Source organism: Verrucomicrobium sp. BvORR106, assembly GCF_000739655.1.
GTDB lineage: Bacteria > Verrucomicrobiota > Verrucomicrobiia > Verrucomicrobiales > Verrucomicrobiaceae > Verrucomicrobium.
The window spans coordinates 59016-78190 of sequence record NZ_BATR01000094.1 but is presented as its reverse complement, the minus strand read 5'-3'; the positions used below and the strand labels follow the sequence as shown (position 1 = coordinate 78190).

18 protein-coding genes are annotated in these 19175 nt (G+C 60.3%); 11 read left to right on the top strand and 7 right to left on the bottom strand.

The window, feature by feature from the left end:
* Nucleotides 1-13 precede the first annotated feature (13 nt).
* A complete protein-coding gene (locus BV106_RS38555) occupies nt 14-295 on the bottom strand; it encodes a hypothetical protein (RefSeq protein ID WP_051945921.1) in 282 nt (93 codons plus the stop codon).
* Between BV106_RS38555 and tilS the strand changes: the two genes are divergently transcribed.
* On the top strand, nt 191-1060 hold the full coding sequence (tilS, locus tag BV106_RS37350; RefSeq protein ID WP_265595736.1) for a tRNA lysidine(34) synthetase TilS: 870 nt from the start codon (nt 191-193) through the stop codon (nt 1058-1060). The genes BV106_RS38555 and tilS overlap by 105 nt on opposite strands.
* Before the next feature lie 177 nt (nt 1061-1237).
* On the opposite strand, the gene BV106_RS15705 is transcribed toward tilS, so the two are convergent.
* Nucleotides 1238-1417: a hypothetical protein gene (locus BV106_RS15705; protein ID WP_265595722.1), complete on the bottom strand. Its 180-nt coding sequence runs from the start codon at nt 1415-1417 to the stop codon at nt 1238-1240.
* 360 nt (nt 1418-1777) lie between these two features.
* Here BV106_RS15705 and BV106_RS15700 point away from each other — a divergent pair, with 360 nt between their 5' ends.
* The 3 genes from BV106_RS15700 (at nt 1778) to BV106_RS15690 (ending at nt 4576) form a co-directional block, all read left to right on the top strand.
* Nucleotides 1778-2200 carry an Hsp20/alpha crystallin family protein gene (locus BV106_RS15700; RefSeq protein ID WP_038166223.1) on the top strand — a complete coding sequence of 141 codons (423 nt, stop codon included), beginning with the start codon at nt 1778-1780 and terminating at the stop codon, nt 2198-2200.
* A 137-nt stretch (nt 2201-2337) separates the two neighbouring features.
* Nucleotides 2338-2733 carry an Hsp20/alpha crystallin family protein gene (locus tag BV106_RS15695; RefSeq protein WP_051945919.1) on the top strand — a complete coding sequence of 132 codons (396 nt, stop codon included), beginning with the start codon at nt 2338-2340 and terminating at the stop codon, nt 2731-2733.
* Nucleotides 2734-3229: 496 nt separating this feature from the next.
* On the top strand, nt 3230-4576 hold the full coding sequence (locus tag BV106_RS15690) for a hypothetical protein (RefSeq protein ID WP_051945918.1): 1347 nt from the start codon (nt 3230-3232) through the stop codon (nt 4574-4576).
* Between the two features lie 104 nt (nt 4577-4680).
* Here the strand turns inward: BV106_RS15690 and BV106_RS38550 are convergent, their stop codons facing one another.
* The 3 genes from BV106_RS38550 to BV106_RS15675 form a co-directional block, all read right to left on the bottom strand.
* Nucleotides 4681-4905 (bottom strand): hypothetical protein, encoded by a 225-nt coding sequence (locus tag BV106_RS38550; RefSeq protein WP_265595721.1) that lies wholly within the window; start codon nt 4903-4905, stop codon nt 4681-4683.
* A 78-nt stretch (nt 4906-4983) separates the two neighbouring features.
* Nucleotides 4984-5208 (bottom strand): hypothetical protein, encoded by a 225-nt coding sequence (locus tag BV106_RS15680; RefSeq protein ID WP_038166220.1) that lies wholly within the window; start codon nt 5206-5208, stop codon nt 4984-4986.
* 454 nt (nt 5209-5662) lie between these two features.
* Complete coding sequence (locus BV106_RS15675) at nt 5663-7513, bottom strand: acetylxylan esterase (protein ID WP_265595720.1); 1851 nt, start codon at nt 7511-7513, stop codon at nt 5663-5665.
* Between the two features lie 306 nt (nt 7514-7819).
* Between BV106_RS15675 and BV106_RS15670 the strand changes: the two genes are divergently transcribed.
* The 7 genes from BV106_RS15670 (at nt 7820) to BV106_RS15635 (ending at nt 14255) form a co-directional block, all read left to right on the top strand.
* On the top strand, nt 7820-8854 hold the full coding sequence (locus BV106_RS15670) for a Gfo/Idh/MocA family oxidoreductase (protein WP_038166218.1): 1035 nt from the start codon (nt 7820-7822) through the stop codon (nt 8852-8854).
* A gap of 27 nt (nt 8855-8881) precedes the next feature.
* Complete coding sequence (locus tag BV106_RS15665) at nt 8882-9412, top strand: hypothetical protein (RefSeq protein WP_038166216.1); 531 nt, start codon at nt 8882-8884, stop codon at nt 9410-9412.
* Between the two features lie 42 nt (nt 9413-9454).
* Complete coding sequence (locus tag BV106_RS15660) at nt 9455-10246, top strand: PIG-L family deacetylase (protein ID WP_038166214.1); 792 nt, start codon at nt 9455-9457, stop codon at nt 10244-10246.
* Between the two features lie 136 nt (nt 10247-10382).
* A complete protein-coding gene (locus BV106_RS15655; protein ID WP_038166212.1) occupies nt 10383-11321 on the top strand; it encodes a glucosamine-6-phosphate isomerase in 939 nt (312 codons plus the stop codon).
* Nucleotides 11322-11454: 133 nt separating this feature from the next.
* The gene (locus BV106_RS15645) at nt 11455-13119 is read left to right on the top strand and encodes a DEAD/DEAH box helicase (protein WP_265595719.1); all 1665 of its coding nucleotides are present in this window, start codon (nt 11455-11457) and stop codon (nt 13117-13119) included.
* Nucleotides 13120-13545: 426 nt separating this feature from the next.
* Complete coding sequence (locus BV106_RS15640) at nt 13546-13953, top strand: hypothetical protein (protein ID WP_038166206.1); 408 nt, start codon at nt 13546-13548, stop codon at nt 13951-13953.
* 23 nt (nt 13954-13976) lie between these two features.
* A complete protein-coding gene (locus BV106_RS15635) occupies nt 13977-14255 on the top strand; it encodes a hypothetical protein (RefSeq protein ID WP_038166204.1) in 279 nt (92 codons plus the stop codon).
* 120 nt (nt 14256-14375) lie between these two features.
* Here BV106_RS15635 and BV106_RS15630 read toward each other — a convergent pair whose 3' ends face one another.
* A complete protein-coding gene (locus BV106_RS15630) occupies nt 14376-15851 on the bottom strand; it encodes a DUF1501 domain-containing protein (RefSeq protein WP_038166202.1) in 1476 nt (491 codons plus the stop codon).
* A gap of 8 nt (nt 15852-15859) precedes the next feature.
* Nucleotides 15860-19006: a PSD1 and planctomycete cytochrome C domain-containing protein gene (locus tag BV106_RS15625; RefSeq protein WP_051945916.1), complete on the bottom strand. Its 3147-nt coding sequence runs from the start codon at nt 19004-19006 to the stop codon at nt 15860-15862.
* Nucleotides 19007-19175: the final 169 nt, after the last annotated feature.

The window sequence follows — 19175 nt, the reverse complement described above, 5'->3', positions numbered from 1 at the left end:
CGAATCGGCCCCCTCAGTTTCCCCGTCGACGCGTCCCCACGCGTCGACGGCCCTCACCCGGCTGGAACGCAAAGCCCGCACCACCCTGCGGAATCTTCAGGCAAAACAGCCGGAGCTTTCCCTGGATGCGCCGCAGCTGGTAGGTGTCTCCGGCGGCCGGGACTCCGTGACGCTGCTGCACTTCCTCTTCTTGCAGGGATACAGGAAACTCATAGTCTGCCACCTGAATCACCAGTTGCGCGGTGCAGAGTCCGATGGCGACGCCCGCTTTGCGAGGGATCTGGCCGAAGCTCACGGTTTGCCTTACGAGGAAGCGACCGTGGACATCATCGCTCAAGCCACGCGTACCAAGGCGTCGATGGAGACGGCCGGACGAGACGCCCGTCGGGCATTTTTTGACGAGGTCGCCGCCCGCCACGGGAGTCGCAATGTCTTTCTGGCCCACCATGCCGACGACGATGTGGAAACCATCCTGCATCACCTCTTCCGCGGCAGTGGTCTGCGCGGCATCCGGGGCATGGATCCCATCTCCAGCTCCCCCGGAGGTCTTCTGATCACACGACCGTTCTTGGAAATCACTCGCGAGGACATTGATACCTACATCACCGCTCACGGACTCACATTCCGGGAGGACTCCACCAACGCAGGTTCAACTTTGGGAGCCCCCACTCGCAATCGGATCCGTCACCGCGTGCTCCCCTTTTTGAAGGAGATGTTCCAGCGAGAAGTCGCTGGCACCCTCCAGCGCTTTGCTCGACTGGCTGGCCGCGACGAAGACTACCTGCAGTCTGCCACCAGCGCCTTTCTCAAGGAGCATCAGCTCCTCCAGCCTGATCGCAGTCTCACCGTCACTACCGCTCTCAAGACCGCCCATCCCGCCCTGCAGAGCCGCATCTTCCGGTGGTGGCTGCGTGAAGTCCACGCCGTGCCCAACATCGGCAACGCCGAAATCGAAAGCGCACTGGAGCTCCTCACCTCCCCTCACGTGGCCCGCGTCAATCTCCCCAGCCAGCTCCGCCTGCGCCGCAAGGCAGGGCGGCTATTCCTGGAGAAAGCTTGAGAGAAGGATGCTGGAAATAACCACAGAGACACAGAGAGAGGCAAAAATTAGGAATTAGGAATGCTGAATTTAAAATACTGCCATCCCATCGGCAAAGCTCCTTCAGAATCCCCCAGACCAGCTTTGAAGGGGAGGCTTCATTTCTAATTCCTAATTCATCATTCCTAATTCCAGAAGCTAGGAGAACCAGCTCATCACGGTCTCTTCCACAAAGACAAAGACACTGTCCACCCGCATCGCCATGTCACGGAGCGTGAAGCTATTCACCGCATCCAGGGTCTGATTTGCCCCCTTTGGCGTGTGAACCATAAAGCGGGCTACAACCACGACGATGGCGATTTTCAGGAGGAGTTTCATGATGCCTTGGACGGTGAGTTCGCAGGTCAATTCACAATAATGGTAATTATGGTAATTGCAACCACAAAGGCGTACAACCACTTTGGTAGTCTGGCAAACTCAACACAGGTAAAGAGCATAACCTGAAACAACTAGAGTCATATTGTCTCTTAACAAGGGCGATGCAAAATTTCACTTAAGAGTCTTTTTGTCTCTTTCCATACAGCAGGTCGAGGCTCCCAAGGAGTGCCTCAGGTCTCGTTTCACCTCATTTTCAACGTCTTACACCCATCACGATGCCGATGGCACGAGGCTTGCGGGAATAGGCCACGTAGACATCACCCTACTAAGACAACTCTTAGGTCCAACAAAACAAACACCATGAAACTTACCCGCTACAATCATCCTGCCTCCAGCCTCGAAGCCTGGCTCAATCACCCGTTTGGCAACCTGCCCGCCTTCGCTCGCGTGTTCGATTGGGACACTGCCTTCGGCGGAGCAGCCACCGGACGCCTCGCCACGGACATCCACGAGGACAAGGACAACTACTACGCCACCTTCGAAATTCCCGGCGTGAAGAAGGAAGATGTGAAGGTCGAGTTCAACGACCGTCTTCTCACCGTCACCGTCGTGCGAAAGGAGAAGAATGGCGAAAGCGAATCCAGCTTCACTTCCACACGCTCGGTCTCTGTGCCGGACAGCGTCAAATACGATGCCATCGCAGCCAAAGTGGAAGACGGCCTTCTGACGGTCACTCTGCCGAAAGCCGAAGCGCACAAACCTCGCAGTATTGAGGTTCAGTGATCGCCACCTAACCGCTGAAAATCCCCATCCGCGCGTCGGGGCGCTGCCCTTGAGCCCCCCCCCGGCCGCGGCGAGTCACCAAAGCACAAACGAACCTACGGCCAAACAAACCCCATTTTCCCCCAACTCCTACGACCATGACCACTTGCACTCCTGCCAGCGCCTGCGCCACCGACACTACGAATACAAACACGACCGCGCAGTCGCAGAACTTCGTGAAACCGCGCTACTCCGTCGACAGCGCCAAAGACGCCTACCAAGTCCGAGTGGACCTTCCCGGCGCAGCCAAGGACAGCGTCCAGGTCAAGCTTGATCAGGGCGTCCTCACCCTCAGCGCTCAGCGCAAACCTGTCGCCCAAGATTCCTGGAAGTCCCTTCATCGGGAACTTGGCAGCTCCAGCTACAAGCTCCAGCTCAAGGTCACCGCCAAGGTGGATGAGGCCGCGCTCACCGCCAAGCTGGAAGACGGTGTCCTTACCTTGAACCTTCCCGTCAGAGAAGCCGCCAAACCGCGCGTCATTGCGGTGCAATAAAGAACCCCCGTGCGAACCACCCGGCCTGTGAGAGGGCCATAAAAAAACACCCCCCTAGGCCTGCGATGCCGCTCCGGCGCATCGCAGGCCTTTTTTTGCTTTTTGCGTCTTCGATCTGGTAAGCCGCCCAAAATCACCATCCTATCCCAAACACCCAACACCTGATCCTGCGCAGCAGGATTTTGGGACTGCGGTGAGCATCACCGCTTTGGCTACGCCTTGTGACAACCTTAAACCTGATGCCGGACGCCGAAGACGAATGAGGCCACGCGCTCCGCCAGGGCGCTTCGTTAGTTCGACCCACACAGGACTCCCGAAAGCGGCGATGCTCGCCGCACTCCGAAAGATGCTTCGCATCCAGGTGTTGGCCTCCAATCGCGACACATCCTCGTCACACCTTCCAACACCCCGAGCCCCCTCACCCCCTTCACCGCCATTTCCCAAGAAGAAACGCGCCCGCCCTCCAGTATTCCAAATACTCAACCGCGCTTCCCTCATGACTCCCACCCGCCTCTTAACCCGTCGGACATTCGCCCTCAGCGCCACCCTTGGGGCCGCCAGCCTGGCCCTTTCCCTCTCTTTGACCGCCGCCGAATCTTCCACGCCAGTCAAAAAGTGGTACAAGGGCAACACCCACACCCACAGCCTTTGGAGCGATGGCAATGACTTCCCAGAGATGATCACCGACTGGTACCAGAAGAACGGCTATCAGTTCCTCGCCATCTCTGATCACAACGTCCTTCAGGCCAAGGAGGTCTGGGTGGGGGAAGAACTCGTAAAAAAACGCCAGACCGCCCCCGGCAGCACACCTGCTCTGGACAAGTATCTGGCCCGCTTCGGTTCCCCATGGGTGGAGACCCGGGAAAAAGACGGGATTAAGGAGATCCGGCTCAAGAAGCTGGAGGAGTACCGGCCCAAGTTTGAGCGCCCAGGTGAGTTTCTCCTCATTCAGGCGGAGGAGCTCAGCGCCAACTATGCGATGGAACTCAAGAAACGGGTCCCCATCCACATCAATGCGATCAACATTCAGGAGGCCATCTTGCCTCCGGATGGCACCAGCATTCAGGACGTGATGCGCAAGAGCCTGCAGGCCATTCACGCCCAGGGCAAGGCCACGGGACGCCCAGTGCTCGCTCACGTGAACCACCCCAACTTTCGCTGGGCTCTCACTCCCGAAGACCTCGCCGCTGTCCTGGAGGAGAATTTCTTCGAAATCTACAATGGCCACCCCATGATCCACTACCAGGGCGATGCCACACGTCCCGGACACGAAACGATCTGGGATGTCGCCAACACCCTGCGCCTCACCCAGTTCAACGCCCCACCGCTTTATGGCGTGGGCACCGACGATGCTCACCACTACCATGGCGAAGACAGCGCCCCTGGTCGCGGCTGGGTCATGGTGCGCAGCGAATCCCTGGAGACTGACAAGATCATCGCCGCCATGCGGGCCGGTGACTTCTACGCCTCAAGCGGTGTGACCCTGCAGGACGTCACCTTCAAGGATGGCGTACTCAAGGTCCAGGTCGAGCCCCAAACAGGCGTCACCTACACCATCAAATTCGTCGGCACCCCGGTCGGGTTCGATAAAACTACTACCACCGTCAAGACGCCCCCCGACGACTTCCGCCCCGAGCGGATTGTTTACTCGGCCGACGTGGGCAAGACCTTTGCCACCGTGGAAGGCCCCGTGGCTGAATACCACCTGAAAGGCGAAGAACTCTACGTCCGCGCCATTATCACCTCAAACCGCCCGCATCCCCGCCCCAGCTACGAAGACCAGAGCGAAATGGCCTGGACGCAGCCCGTAGGATGGCAGTCACGGTTGAAGGAAACCAAGTAGCCCACCCAGCATTGCCCCCTCGGGTTGGCCCCTCCAACCCGAGATCCCATCTTGTTAATCTTTTCAGAATCTTGTAAATCCTGTCTAAAACGCTTCCGCATTTCCTAGAACTCCGCAATCTTTGTACTGACCTGCCCCTTGTTGGACTCCAGGTCATGCAACGGTGAGGACGGGTCAGACGAAAGTCTCGTTGGGGTGCCATACTTCCTCGCCTCCTCTCGTTGGGCGGCTTCCGGCTGCCCGGAGGAGGTGGGATCACTGGAAGCGCAGCTTGAAAGCAGGCTCGTGGCGAATAGGACCAGCGCGGAGAAGACCAGCGTCGTTTTCATGAATCAGTTGTTGAGTCAGTCTAGCCAGACGGTTCCGCAAACACGAGCCTAAACTGGCCCTTGTTTGGAAATCAGCTGCTAAAAGCTGGCCAAGGCCACACTGGCAGCACTGCCATTGGACTCCACATGATATAAGGGCGAGGTGGGATCCTCCGAAACCGGTGTGGGCGTGGCGTAGATCTTCCGTTCGGCCCGGTCAATGGCCAGAGGTTGAGCAGGCGTGCCACTGTCGGCCACAGTCTTGGTGGCACAGCTTGGGAGGATCAGTGCGACTGCCAGTGCGGCAAGAAGGTGCGTTTTCATGCGAGTGATTTGAGCTTGGTTAGATTGAAGAACCTGGGGTCTTTGCCTCATACCCCCGACGCAAAAACTCCGGGGATGCATCCTTCAGTGCATAAGCCGCGCCATCAGCCCAAACGAAACACCAACACGCTCACCTTCAACACATTACAATCACAACACCTTCACTCCATGCGGCCTCCATGCGGCCTCCATCGCCGCAACCTGCAGGGCAACCTGCCCGGCACCTTGCAAGATGCGAGACGGGATGCTCGTCGTGGGCGGGCTTGATGAGACCGGGCATTCAGCCCTCATGGGTTGTTTGGCCATCGATTCCTTGGGTGTTGCCCAAGGCTGCTTTGGAGCCGGACCTTCGGCCCTTCTGAAGGGGCATTGGACTTCAGTCGGCGGTGATTGACGATCAACCACTCTGCACCTCCGCGCATACCTCGAACCACCGGCAGGATGCCGGTGGCCCTCAACGCCCCAGCGACCCGAGCACAAACTCCACCTCGCCGCCTTTCGCTTCATCCAGCACCTTCAGGCTCACCGGAGCACACAGCGTAAGCAGGGCCGGGACGTCCCCATACTTCACGGCACCCGGCACGAAGTTCACATCCCACACGTCCTTCAAACTCCCAAACCGGAAACCTCCCGTGGCAACCACCCCCTGATCCACCACCGACTTCGCCTGGGCCACGGTGGCCGCCGCCACCTGGCCAGCACCCTCCAGCCCAGCCACCAAGATCTGGTCGGTGTGATACTTGTCATGGTCGCGAATCATCGCGATCACCGACAACGCATCCCGCACCCGCTCGGCAAAGACGCTGGGATTGTAGCCGTAGTGATAGCCCGCATAGCCTTCATAGGTCTGCAGCTTCCGTTTCCCGTACACATTGGGGTTACGGGAGGCTCCGGCCAGGTACGGCACCGGGCACGCCACGGCGTAGCCCTCCGCCACCAGCTTGCGACCCGCCTCCGTTAGATCGCCCTGCGCACTCACCAGGGACTCCGGCCCCTTCCCACTCAGCCACAGGAGTGCCTTGTTGTTCCAGTTTTTGGGATAGAGGAAAGTGACGTCAATGTGATCCGTGTCCTTGTAGTGCACTTGACCACGAATGAGGAAGTGATCCCCCCGCTCCTCCTTGGTCCCGACATCAAACGAGGTGTCCCCCTCGCCCGGCAGGGCGCGCCCCACCAGGATGCGCCAGGCCTCACCCACCACCTCGTCGGTCTTGGCGAGTTCCGCATCCGTCTTCGCTTTCAGCAGCGGAGCCAGGTTCTTCGCCGTTTGCTCCTTGAACCATTTGCCCACCGCCACCTCGTGCGGCTTCCCCACCTGGTCGCCACTGGGTGCCGGATGCTTCGCATCCCAGACGCTCAACTCGTCCTTGCTGGAGAGTGCAAAGTCTCGCTCCAGCACCGGCTCCGTCAGCCCCAGCTTGAAGTGTTTGTTGAAGAAGTTGTACATGGCGGTGCGCGCCACGTGGTTGTAGTTGTGCGGGAAGTGCGTGGCGAACAGCGCACTCACATTCCCCGGGCTGCCCGTCATCTGGTAGAGCCCTTTCAGATCCGGGAATCCTTTGGTCTCCAGCTCCTTCGTCCAGTCGTTGGCAGCCGTCAGGCCCAGCGGTCGCGGGGCAGCGAGAGCGGCGATGTCAATGTTCCCCTGATTGATGCGCAGATGGTTCGAGTTCTCACAGGTGCAGCCGCCCTGCATGGATGTGGACACCATCACGCATGGAAACTCCGCCGTGATCCGGGAGTCAATGCCCGCCAGCACCATCGTCTGCGTGCCACCGCCACTCGCCCCCGTGCAGCCCACACGGGTGGGATCAGCCCCCGGAACGGAGAGCAGGAAGTCCAGCGCCCGCACGCCGTTCCAGATCTGGAGCGGGAAATATCCGTACAGATTCTGCTCCGCATCCACACTCACAAAGCCCTCCTCCTGCGGCCCGTGCCGGTGCTCGGGAAACTGGAGGCTGTCCGCATACCCGAGCATGTCATAGAAGAACACCGCGCACCCCATGCGCGCGAGTTGCACACAACGGGCCTGCAGGGGTGAACGCGCCCCGTTCTCCCAACGCTCCGCCCCGGTGGCGAGCTCCTTTTTCACCGTCGCATCATCGGCGTGCATGAAGCGTCCGTTCGGCCAGTGACCGTGCGGACAGAGCACCACCGGCAGCTTCGCCGGAGGGTTCTTGGGAAGGTACAAGTTTCCTGTCACAAAATGACCGGGAACGGACATAAAGTAAACCTTGTCCACGGTGTAATCATCCCGTTCAATGCGGCCGTGAATGACGGCATTGAGAGGCGGACGTTCCGGCATGGGCCACAGCCCGGACGCCAGCCGCACCCGGTGCTCGATTTCCGTCCGACGTTTCTCCCAGGCAGCCGCATCCTTGACTGGTGTGAAAGGAAAGTAACTGGTATTTAAATCACGTAGCGCGCGGGGCGGCACGGGCTCCTGCGCCGGTCCTTGCAAACACCAACCAGAGAGCACTATTCCCAGGGTCAACAGGCCCCTGCCCGCCTGACAAATTGTTGGCTTAAAAAGCGTATCATTTTTCATAAGGCGGACATGAGTTTGATGTCACAAAGAACACACTCACAAGGCCCTTTCTAACGCAACAACATGAAGAAATACAACGTCGGAATCATCGGATATGGCTGGGCCGCAGGTGCCCACATCGCGGCGATCAACGCCACCCCGCACGCCCAGGTCACCGCCATCTTCTCCTCCCGCAAGCTCGACAACGCAGAGGTCAGCGCCCGCCACGGCTGCCCGGTGAAGACCTACACCGACTTCGACGAGTTCCTCGCAGCCAACATCCAGGTGGTGGACATTTGCTCCATGCCGGCCCAGCATCGCGACCAGGCTGTGGCCGCCGCCAGCGCAGGGAAACACCTGATTATCGAGAAACCCCTGGGCATGTCCCTGCAGGAGTGCCGGGACATCATCGCCGCCGCCGAGGCCAACAATGTGCTCGGCTGCGTCTGTTTTGAGTGCCGCTTCTCCGGCCAGTTCCAGTCCACCAAGGCCATTCTCGATCAGGGCCTGCTGGGAGAGCTTCACTATGGCGAAGTGGACTACTACCACGGCATCGGGCCCTGGTACGGCCAGTTCCGCTGGAACATTGGCAAGGAAAACGGCGGCAGCGCCCTGCTCACCGCCGGTTGCCACGCCTTGGACGCCCTGCTCATGGTCATGGGCAGCGAGGTGGAAAGCGTCACCAGCCTCTCCACCAAGTCCAAGAGCGACATCTTCGCCCCCTACGAGTACGACACCACCAGCGTCACCCTCGTCCACTTCAAGGACGGCAAGGTGGGCAAGTGCTCCGCCGTGGTGGACTGCCTGCAGCCCTACTACTTCCACACCCACCTGTGCGGCAGCGAGGGCAGCCTGCTGGACAACCGCTTTCACTCCATGAAGCTCCACACCAACAAGGCGGGCTGGAGCAACCTCAACATGAAGATGCTCGACAGCGGCGATGTGAGCGATCACCCGTACCAGACGCAGTTTGAGACCTTCTTCGCTTCTTTGGAGAAGGGCGAAGCCATGCCCCTCACCAGTCTGCGTGAGTCGTTCAAGAGCTTCGAAGTCCTCTTCGCCGCCGACAAGTCCGCCCAGGAAGGCGGCCGTCCCGTGAAAATCAGCGAGCTGGCCTAGCCCCGCTCCCCTCCCGACCTCTCTGCAATGATCCGACTGCCACAGACCACGCGGCCCCTCATCAAGGCGCTGGCTGTGGCAGTTTTTGCGGTGACCATGGTGTCCTGCGCGTCCACTCAAGAGACGGATCGCCAGAAGGGCTACGGCGAACTGGCAGAGTGCATCAAGCCCGGCATGTACCGCCGGCAGCTCTACGCCGTGCTGCCTCCCATGGAGAAGCCAGTGGCCACTCCCGTTGCGGTCGCGGCTTATTCAATATGGACCTACCCATTCGAGAAAGAAACACATCGACTGGATCCGGAGCACTTTCTGGAGGTGACTTACTACGTCAGAAACCCGCTGGGCAGAACTTCATCGAAACCCAAGCGTTCCAGCAAGGTTCCAAGCCCAGATACCATTGACGGATTCATCGAAGACGCCTTCGGCCCTCCCAGCAAACCGGGCCCATCAAAGGAAAGCCCCGACGACGTGATCGCCTCGATCTCGCCAGTGCAGTTCAAACGGCAACCCTTGCCCCCTGCGCCTATCTCCAAGCGGCCGCCTTCGCTCCCGCGCTGAAGCCCATTATCCCTTCCCCCTCTTCCCTTTTCCTTCTCCCCAATGCCTTCCGTCCTCGCCATTTTTGCCCATCCTGATGACATCGAATTCGTCGCCGCCGGCACCATGCTCCAGCTCAAGGCCCGGGGTTGGGACCTGCACTATGTGAACCTCTGCAACGGCCATGGCGGCTCCGTGCAGATGGACGGCCCCACCACCGCTCGCAAGCGCCTTGATGAAGCCCAAGAGGCCGCCCGCATCCTTGGGTCAGCATTCTACCCGCCCATCAGCGACGATCTGGTTCTTACCTACAACCCGGAGGCGCTCAAAAAAGTCGCCGCCATCGTGCGCGAGGCCCAGCCGCGCATCGTGCTCACCCACGCTCCCAGCGACTACATGGAAGATCACATGGCCGCCAGCCGCCTGGCCGTCACCGCCGCGTTTACCCACGGCATTCCCAACTTCATCACCGATCCCCCACGCGACGCCTATTTCCATGACGTCACCGTGTATCACGCCATGCCCCACGGCCTGCGGGACCCGCTGCGCAAACGCATTCACGCCGGATCTTATGTGAACACCGCCCCGGTTCATGAAATCAAGCGCAATGCCCTCGCCGCCCACGAGAGCCAGAAACATTGGCTGGATGTGAGTCAGGGCATGGACTCCTACCTCATCTCCATGGACGAGGCCGCTCAAAAAGTCGGCACCCTCTCAGGCAAGTTCACCCACGCCGAAGGTTGGCGTCGCCACCTCCATCTCGGCTTCAGTGCCAGCGACACCGACCCTCTCAAAGAAGCCCTCGGCGACGACTGCCTCATCAACGAGGCCTGCGAACGCTGGCTCGAGGAATAGCCGACCGCTCCGCTGTCGAAGCTTCAAAATTCAAATTCCAAACTTCACTCTTTTCTCTCGCCAAGACACACAATCGTCCCCTGCCTCAGACTCCCCACTTTTAACTTCTCACTCTTAACTTTTCACTGCTCCCCAAATGCCTCGCAAACTCAGCCACATCGCCCCCGACTGGTGGGACTACACCACCCTGGACAGCAGCCTCATCAACGACGCCGCCAAGCTCACGGAGAAGGATCTTCGTCAGCTCTCCCGTCCGGGGTTCAAGGTCGTGATGTATGACACGCTGGAGGACTTCTATTTGGCTGAGGCACTGGAATACATCGCCGCCTGGCGTCAGTCCACGGCGGACAATCCCGTGGGCGTTTGCGGTCCCATCGGGCCCACCGAGCAACTCCCACTCGTCGCCCGTCTCATCAACGAGTTGGGTCTCAGCCTGAAGACCTCCCACTTCTGGGGCATGGACGAGTGGTACGATGTGGAGACCAAGAAAGAAGTGCCAATCACCCATCCCCTCTCCTTTGAGAAGGCCGACCGTGAGCTGCTCTTCAACCGCATTCAAAAGAAGCTCGCCATGCCGGATGCCAACCTCCACTTCCCCAAGGGTGACGTGAAGGAATACGTGCAGAGCTGGAACGCCGGCGTGCGCTGCGCAGTCATGCAAGGTGGCCAAGGCGACATCAAACACTGGGCCTTCAACGATCCCCTCAAACGCACGGGCAAGTACAAGAACGAGCCCCCCACTCCGGAGGAGTATCGGAAACTCGGCACTCGCATCGTGGAGCTTCACCCCATCACTCTGGCTCAGAATGCCCGCACCAGCGGCGGCGGAAACATCACCATGGTGCCGAAGACAGCCATCACCGTGGGACCGAAAGAGACTTGGCTCGCAGAGAAGGTCAGCATCTGGCAGGCCGGCACCCACGACAACCCGCTGGGTCAGCGCCTCACTGCCCTCATGATCTCGAAGGGCCTGGCCGACTCCGCCGTGCCCATGTCCCTGCTGGCGGACCATCCCAATGTCCAGTTCAACTACTTCCGCGGCGGCTTGGGCTCCTGCGCGGTGGAAATGCACTAGAAAAACACCCGTCCCTGGGGCGATTCCCGCCCCGGGGCACATCTCCGTTTGCAAAAGGTGTAAAAAAGTGGGATGACATCGGATTAGGGGTTCTTCTATCTAGTGCCCCCCTGTTCTTCCCCATCTATCGCTCGTGAGCCAATCGACCAAGACCAAACCCTCCCTGCTTCAACGAATCACGTCAGGGCTCAAACGCCTCACGGGCCTGGGCAAGAAGAAAACCGCTGACGACAGCGCGAAGCATCACGAAAAACACCCGGAGAAATTACACGCCGCGAAGGCCGCCACCCGCAAGGACGCCGCCGAACATCGGCCCAAGGTGGAGCGCGAACGAGACCGTGACGGCAACCGCGGACGGGACCGCCAGCGTGAAGGCGGTGCCGCCAGACCTCCCCGCAGCGGAGACCGGGAGCAGGGCCGTGACCGTGAACGCCCCCGTTCCGGCCGCGACCAGGATCGCCGCCCAGCCCGTGGAGGTCGTGAACGCGATCGTGACCGGGCTCCCCGCGAAGAACGCGAAGCCGGAGACCGCCGCCATGCTCCCGCCGTCGCCGCCGAGCCGCCACCGCCCGCCCCTCCCGTTCCCGAAGGTCCTTATCCAGAAGCATTTGAAGTTTTGGGGCTCTCCCCCGCCATTCTCGCCGGGGTGCGCGACATGGGCTACCAAACGCCCACTGAAATTCAAGCCCGCACCGCCCCCGTTGTTCTCGCCGGTAAAGATGTCATCGGCGCCTCCCAGACCGGTACTGGCAAAACTGCCGCCTTTGGTCTGCCCACTCTCTCCCGCCTCGGCGCTCCTGGCAAACTTCGCTGCCTGATCTTGGAGCCCACCCGCGAACTCGCCGCCCAGGTGGTGGAAGCGTTCGACAAGTTCAACCGCCACACGGGTCTCCGCACCCTCCTGGTTCACGGCGGCGTCGGTTACGGCAAGCAACGCGAAGGTCTGCAGCGCGGGGTGGACATCGTAGTGGCCACTCCAGGCCGCCTCCTCGATTTCATGAGCGATGGCACGGTGAACCTCGCCGACGTCGAAGTGCTCATTCTGGATGAAGTGGATCGCATGCTCGACATGGGCTTCCTGCCCGACGTGCGCCGCATCGTGAGCGAGATCCCCAAGTCCCGGCAGACTCTGTTCTTCTCCGCCACCATGCCCCCGCAGATCAAGGGCCTGGCCGAATGGGCCCTGCGCGAGCCCGAGAGCATCGAAGTGGGCCTGCGTTTCTCCCCTGCGGAAACGGTCAGCCACTACATGTACCCTGTCGCGAGCGATCAGCGTGAGGAATTGCTGCTGGCCCTGCTGCAGAGCACGGAGTTCCACAGCGTGATGATCTTCACCCGCATGAAGGTGCATGCCGACCGTCTCTTTGCTGCCATCCAGCAGACCAACAAATACAAGGTGGCAGTGATGCACTCGGACATCAATCAGCGTGACCGTGAGAAAGCCCTTCAGGGCTTCCGCGATGGCGCCTTCGACATCATTGTGGCTACCGACCTTGCCGCCCGCGGGCTCGATGTCAGCGGCGTGACCCACGTGATCAACTACATGGTGCCCGAGAACCCGGAAGACTATGTGCACCGCATCGGCCGTACCGGCCGTGCGCAAAAAGAGGGCGATGCCTTCACCCTTTTTGCTGCGGACGAGATCTCCTATGTGCACTCCATCGAGCGCCTCATCGATCAGAAGATCGAGCGCCGGAAGCTCGACGGCTTCAAGTACAAGTTCACCACCGTCTTGGACAACGAAGACAAAGCCAAGGCCATCATGACCGGGCGGAAAACGGCCAAAAGGCGTCGGTAGGCGCTGAGTGGTTTGAAAGCTGGTACGCTTCGTTGATGTTGCGTGCCATTGGGCAGTGCGTCAGTAGTCAGTGCGTCAAGGCGTTGGACCGTGAATCGTCCAACGCCCTTTTTTTGGCTTTCGAGTGACACCGGCATCTTGCCGGTGCGTGGTATCGGCGTCCCGCCGGTTCAGTCCGCATTGGTAGGACAGGTTTCCAACCTGTCGGTACCAGCAGGATTTCATCCTGCTTCAGCCGTTCAACGCATTTCTTGCCTGCGAGTAACACCGGCATCTTGCCGGTGCGTGGTACCGGCGTCCGCCGGTTCAGTCCGCGTTGGTAGGACAGGTTTCCAACCTGTCGGTATTGCAGGATTTCATCCTGCTTCAGTCGCAGCCTGAGCAAATAGCACGACGTTCTGTCGAAACAATCCCACTCCCCTTCACATGCACTACTCTCGCCGCCAGCTGCTGACCGCATTATCTCTCATTCTCTTCATCGTGACAGCAGGCACCACTGCCCTCCACGCCAAGCGCGTCGCTCCTCCTCCGGTTCCGCCAATCACCCTCAACGGCGTTAAGTTCACTGTCGACAATCAGCCCGGCACCATGGGCATCGTCACGGCAACAGACATCCGCACCGGCAAGAAGCTGTGGGAAAAGAAAATGTACACCGTCCTGATGAATCCATTCCTCGAGCAAGACGTTCAGTGGGTATTCATCAAGAAAATGGAGGTCCACTGGCCTACGGGAAGCCCCTCGAGCGGGAACGTCACCCTTCGAGTCACCAACGAGGAAGGCAATATCTACGAAGTGGATCCTGCTACCGGCCAGTCGAGGAAGCTCAAAGGCTGAGTCTGCACCGTCACTTTTCCCCTATGCGCGATATCTTCGACATCTTTCTGGGCATCATTGCCTCCTCCATCACGCTGATGGCCTCAATCGTGGTCTGGGGATTGATCTTCGACAGCGACGGCGGCGAGCCATTCGCCGACACGCTATTTGGAATCATGGGCGCCTTTCCATTGATCCTTCTCCTGATCGCCATTGGCACCGGAGGATGGCTCGCTACTTCAACAGTCAAAGGCCGGGCAAAGAGCCTCGCGGTCGTGGCGCTGGCCATGCTGGGCTTCCTTGCCCTGGCAAGGTTCTCTTGACGATCCACACCGTAACTCCGCGAACCCCTTTCATTCCGTTTGCAGCCACACCAACTCCCATTCACCCGATCTTGTTAATCTTCTAAAAACCTTGTCAATCCTGTCCCCAGAAGCCCACGCTCACCCCACCACCGCTTTCACCACCCTGGCTTCCTCCACGCCCGTCAGCTTTTGGTCGAGCCCCTGGAACTTGAAGCTAAACTTGGAGTGATCCACGCCCATCTGATGCAGAATGGTGGCGTTGAGATCATTGATGTGCACGGGGTCCTTCACGATGTTGTAACTGAAGTCATCCGTCTCGCCATAGGTCGTCCCGGCCTTCACTCCGCCGCCGGCCATCCACATGCAGAAATTCCGTGGATGGTGGTCGCGACCGTAGTTGTCCTTGGTCAGGGTGCCCTGGGAGTACACCGTGCGCCCAAATTCGCCGCCCCACACCACGAGGGTGTCATCGAGCAGACCGCGCTGCTTGAGATCCTTGATCAGACCGGCGCAAGCCTGATCGACATCCAGGCACTGCGCCTTGATGTTCTTGGGCAGGCCACTGTGCTGATCCCAACCGCGGTGCAGGATCTGCACCACTCGTGTGCCACGCTCCACCAGACGACGGGCCAACAACGCGCTGGAGGCAAAGGAGCCCATGCGCTGCACATCCGGCCCGTACAGGTCCAGAGTGGCCTTGCTCTCTGTGCTCAAATCCGTGAGTTCAGGCACACTGGTCTGCATGCGGAACGCCATCTCATACTGGGAAATGCGGGTCTGAATCTCTGGATCACCAAAGCGGTCAAAGCTCTGTTGATTGAGCTTGTTCAGCGCGTTCAGCATCGTACGCCGGTCTCCGCCTTCCACGCCCGGCGGATTCTTGATGTACAACACCGGATCGCCCTGACCGCGCAACGCCACGCCATTATGACTGGTGGGCAAGAAGCCGCTGGACCACATGCGCGTGAACAGCGCCTGTGCATTGCCTGTGGACGGGAAGGTGGGTGTGAAGACGACAAACGCTGGCAGGTTGTTGCTCACGCTGCCCAGGCCATAGCTCAGCCACGAGCCCAGGCTGGGCTTGCCGGGCACCTCACTGCCCGTCATGACAAAGGTACAAGCCGGGTCATGATTGATGGCGGAGGTGTGCACGGTGCGGATCATCGCCAGGTCATCTGCCACGGTCTGCATGTGCGGCACCAGCTCGCTCATCCAGGTGCCACTCTGACCACACTGGCTGAACTCAAACATGCTAGGTGCCACCGGCAGCCGGGACTGCCCACTAGTCATCCCGGTGATGCGCTGGCCATTGCGCACACTGTCCGGAAGATCCTTGTCAAAGTACTCCCGCAACCCCGGCTTGTAATCGAATAGATCCAGCTGCGACGGAGCCCCGTTCATGTGCAGGTAGATCAGACGCTTCGCCTTCGGCGCAAAATGCGGAAATCCCGGCTGCGGAGGATGCACCTGGGCCACGGGTCCCACGCCAGAAGCTCCCAGCAACAGGCGATCCCCCAAGCAATAGCTCAGGCCGAGAGCACCCAGTCGCAAGCCAGTGCCCTGGAAGAAGCGGCGGCGCGTGGTCTGCTGGTGATAGTCAACAAACGGGTTCATGGAAGCAATCAGTTCCGGGTGAGGGTTTCGTCCAGGTTCAGCAGCAGGTTCGCCACCATGGTATAGGCAGCCAGCTCTCCGGGGTCCAGGGCCGGGTCGGGCTTCGACTCTCCAGCACTGATCACCAGCTTCGCGGCGTCCGGGCTGGAGCGGTAGCGGTCCAGATGCAGCTTGAGCGTATCCTGAACCACGGCCATTTCATCATCCGTGGGTAGGCGTGAGGTGGCTACCCGCCAGCCCCAGGCGAGGCGCTCCCACCCGGCACGACCGCCTTCCTTGATCATGCGCTGGGCAAACTGCCGCGCCGCCTCGAAGTGCTGCACGTCGTTCATGAGCTGCAGCGCCTGCAGGGGCGTGTTGCTCCGCTCACGCCGGGTGCAGCTCTGCTCGCGGTTCGGCGCATCGAACGTGGTCATGCTGGGCGGCGGGGCGGTGCGCTTCAGGAAGGTGTAGAGCGTGCGGCGGTACAGGGCACTCCCCTTGTCCTGCATATAGTTGCGGGTGTTGCTGCCCCCAAAGCCGACCGGCTCCCAGATGTTCTCCGGCTGATAGGGCTTCACCCCCTTGCCACCCATGGTGGGATCGAGGAGCCCACTCACAAACAGAGCGTTGTCCCGTAGCTGCTCCGCGTCCAGACGGAAGCGCGGTCCCCGGGCCAGCAGGCGGTTTTCCGGATCCCGCGCCAGCAGTTCCGGAGTCACCCGGCTGCTCTGACGATAGGTCTGGGAAGTCACCAGCATTCTGACAAAGGCCTTGGTATCCCAACCACTCTCACGATAGGTCACGGCCAGCCAGTCCAGCAGTTCCGGGTGGCTAGGCGGCTCCCCTTGGGAGCCGAAGTCCGCGCTCGTCTTCACCAGACCGATGCCAAAGAACTGCTGCCACAGGCGATTCACTGCCACCCGTGCCGTGAGCGGATGTTCCGGGCTCATCAGCCAGCGAGCGAGGTCCAGTCGATTGTAGTCGGCCGCCCCATTCCCCGAATCCTTTTTCAGCGGGGGCAGGATGGCCGGCGTACCGCGCAACACCTTTTCTCCAGGCTGATCGTACTGGCCCCGCTTCATGACAAAGCTGTCCCGCGCAGTGGGCATGTCTTTCATCATGAGCGTGGCCGGGATCGCCTCATCCAGCTGTTTCCGAGCCTGCTCCATCGGCGAGCGTTCGGCCTGAAGCTCCGCGACCAAGGCCCGTCCTGCCCGGCTCACCTTTTCCAGCCAGTAGGTGTGCAGCCGCTGTTTCTGCTCCTCCGTCCGCTCCTCGGGCTTCTTGGTCCGCAGGATGTCGCGCACGTCGTCTGGAGCCTCAGGATGCCGCTTGCCCTGCCACTTGGCCAGCCAGGCGGACTCAGACTCCTCCTCTGCGGTCACCGGATCCACCCGGCTCTGCACGCCAGCTTTGTCCCAGTACACGGTGCCGCCCTGCTGCGTGAAGGCCAGCCCGGTCACTTTCGTTCCCGCCTTGAGCTTGAGCGCCTCCATCGGCACCTCCAGACGCACCCACTCGCCAGCCTTGGGCAGCGGTCCCATGCTCTTGCGCTGCTCCGTGTTCACCTCGCCAAAAGGGATCGCATTCACATCACCCCACACCGCCCGGTGGGACCAGCCATCCACATGCAGTTGCAGCATCACCGCCTTGGGCAGGTCCGCGGGTTCGAGGTACACATGAACAAAGATCCGGCCGCCTGCTGGGATGACGAACGGATCCTTCACCCCGGAGAAGAAGTCCTGCGCCAGCCCCGTGTCCTTCCGCATGATGACTCTCTTGCCACTGAAGATCTTGCCCGCAGCGTCGGCGATCCATTGCAGAGGGTGCTGCCCGGCGTGCTGCGCCGCGGCTCCTGCGGGAAAGTCGTCCTCCACCCACACGGTCTCCGACTCCTGAACCGGAGGCCGGGGCTGGACCGTCGCCGGGTCCGTGTACGGCATCTGCGCGAGTATCGATGTCGCGCGCGCGCTCAGGGCAGCGATTTTTTCATCGTACTCCTTCAACTGGCGGGCCTGCTCGGCGCTCGTCAGCTTTAGCACTGGCGGGGTCAGCAGAATGTTGCCGTCCATGGCAGGATCCGCCGCGCTGTTGAAGAACGCATACAGGGAATAGAATTCCTTCTGCGAGATGGGATCAAACTTGTGGTCATGGCAGACCGCACAACCCGCCGTGAGCCCCATCCAGACCTCCACGGCCGTGGAGGCGCGGTCCACCGCATATCGGAAGATGAACTCCTCGTTGATGCTGCCGCCCTCACTGGTGGTCACGTTGCAACGGTTGAACCCTGAGGCGATCTCCTGATCTCGAGAGGCCTGGGGAATCAGATCCCCTGCAAGCTGCCACTCCGTGAACTCGTCGAAGGGCAGATTCTCGTTAAAGGCCCGCACCACCCAATCCCGATACGGCCACATGGACCGTTCATTGTCCAAATGCAGCCCATGCGTATCCGCATAGCGAGCCAAATCCAGCCAGTAGCGCGCCATCTGCTCCCCATAGGCGGTGCTGTGCAGCAGCCGGTCCACCACCCGGTCATAGGCTTGGGGTGTGGCATCCTGCAAAAAGGCCCCCACCTCCATCGGCGTAGGCGGCAGACCAGTGAGATCAAAGGTCACACGGCGGATTAAAGTCTCGCGATCTGTCCCTAAAGATGGCTTGAGGCCTTCGGCGGCAAGACGTGCCTGCACGAAGGCGTCCAAGGCCCCGACAGGTACGGCCGTCTGCGCAGCCGGAATACCGGGAACCTTCGGCAAACTGGGTGCGATGAAAGACCAGTGAAGCTCATACTCCCCACCCTCTTCGATCCAGCGGCGGATGAGTTCCCGCTGCTCCGGCTTGAGCGTCTTGTGGGAATCTGGAGGAGGCATGAGGTCATCGGCATCGGTCGTAATGATGCGCTGCCAGGCGATGCTGGAGGCCAAATCCCCCGGTTTGATCGCCACCTGACCATCGTCATTGGGCTGCCTGGCACCTTCCACCACATCCAGACGAAGACCTGCCTTCCGGTGCTTGGCATCGAAGCCGTGGCACGCAAAACAGTTGTCGGAAAGGATAGGCCGGATATCCCGGTTGAAGCTGATGCGCCGAGCAGGGACATCGCCTGCCGCGAGTAGGGCTGCGGAGGATGCCACCAATAGGGTGGTCACCAAAGAAGGCATCTGGAAAGCCATCATGGAAAAAGCGCGGAATTCGCGTGAGAGAGGAGGCAAAAATACGTCGCAACCCGGCTATTCTTGCCTTTTGCTTTTGTTGCATCCTCCCCCCGTCCAATCCCAAAGTGGATGCGTATTAAGGCATGTGCGCCCGTCCCAACCCCTTTGATACCCAAGAAAATCTCATTTA

Bases quoted from the DNA above. Each gene is read 5' to 3' on its own strand.
- BV106_RS15675 (WP_265595720.1), bottom strand. From the start codon at position 7,513: ATGCCGGAACGTCCGCCTCTCAATGCCGTCATTCACGGCCGCATTGAA.
- BV106_RS15630 (WP_038166202.1), bottom strand. From the start codon at position 15,851: ATGAACCCGTTTGTTGACTATCACCAGCAGACCACGCGCCGCCGCTTC.
- BV106_RS15635 (WP_038166204.1), top strand. From the start codon at position 13,977: ATGCGCGATATCTTCGACATCTTTCTGGGCATCATTGCCTCCTCCATC.
- BV106_RS15705 (WP_265595722.1), bottom strand. From the start codon at position 1,417: ATGAAACTCCTCCTGAAAATCGCCATCGTCGTGGTTGTAGCCCGCTTT.
- BV106_RS15680 (WP_038166220.1), bottom strand. From the start codon at position 5,208: ATGAAAACGCACCTTCTTGCCGCACTGGCAGTCGCACTGATCCTCCCA.
- BV106_RS15695 (WP_051945919.1), top strand. From the start codon at position 2,338: ATGACCACTTGCACTCCTGCCAGCGCCTGCGCCACCGACACTACGAAT.
- BV106_RS15625 (WP_051945916.1), bottom strand. From the start codon at position 19,006: ATGATGGCTTTCCAGATGCCTTCTTTGGTGACCACCCTATTGGTGGCA.
- BV106_RS15690 (WP_051945918.1), top strand. From the start codon at position 3,230: ATGACTCCCACCCGCCTCTTAACCCGTCGGACATTCGCCCTCAGCGCC.
- BV106_RS15700 (WP_038166223.1), top strand. From the start codon at position 1,778: ATGAAACTTACCCGCTACAATCATCCTGCCTCCAGCCTCGAAGCCTGG.
- BV106_RS15665 (WP_038166216.1), top strand. From the start codon at position 8,882: ATGATCCGACTGCCACAGACCACGCGGCCCCTCATCAAGGCGCTGGCT.
- BV106_RS38550 (WP_265595721.1), bottom strand. From the start codon at position 4,905: ATGAAAACGACGCTGGTCTTCTCCGCGCTGGTCCTATTCGCCACGAGC.
- BV106_RS15660 (WP_038166214.1), top strand. From the start codon at position 9,455: ATGCCTTCCGTCCTCGCCATTTTTGCCCATCCTGATGACATCGAATTC.
- BV106_RS15640 (WP_038166206.1), top strand. From the start codon at position 13,546: ATGCACTACTCTCGCCGCCAGCTGCTGACCGCATTATCTCTCATTCTC.
- BV106_RS15670 (WP_038166218.1), top strand. From the start codon at position 7,820: ATGAAGAAATACAACGTCGGAATCATCGGATATGGCTGGGCCGCAGGT.
- BV106_RS15655 (WP_038166212.1), top strand. From the start codon at position 10,383: ATGCCTCGCAAACTCAGCCACATCGCCCCCGACTGGTGGGACTACACC.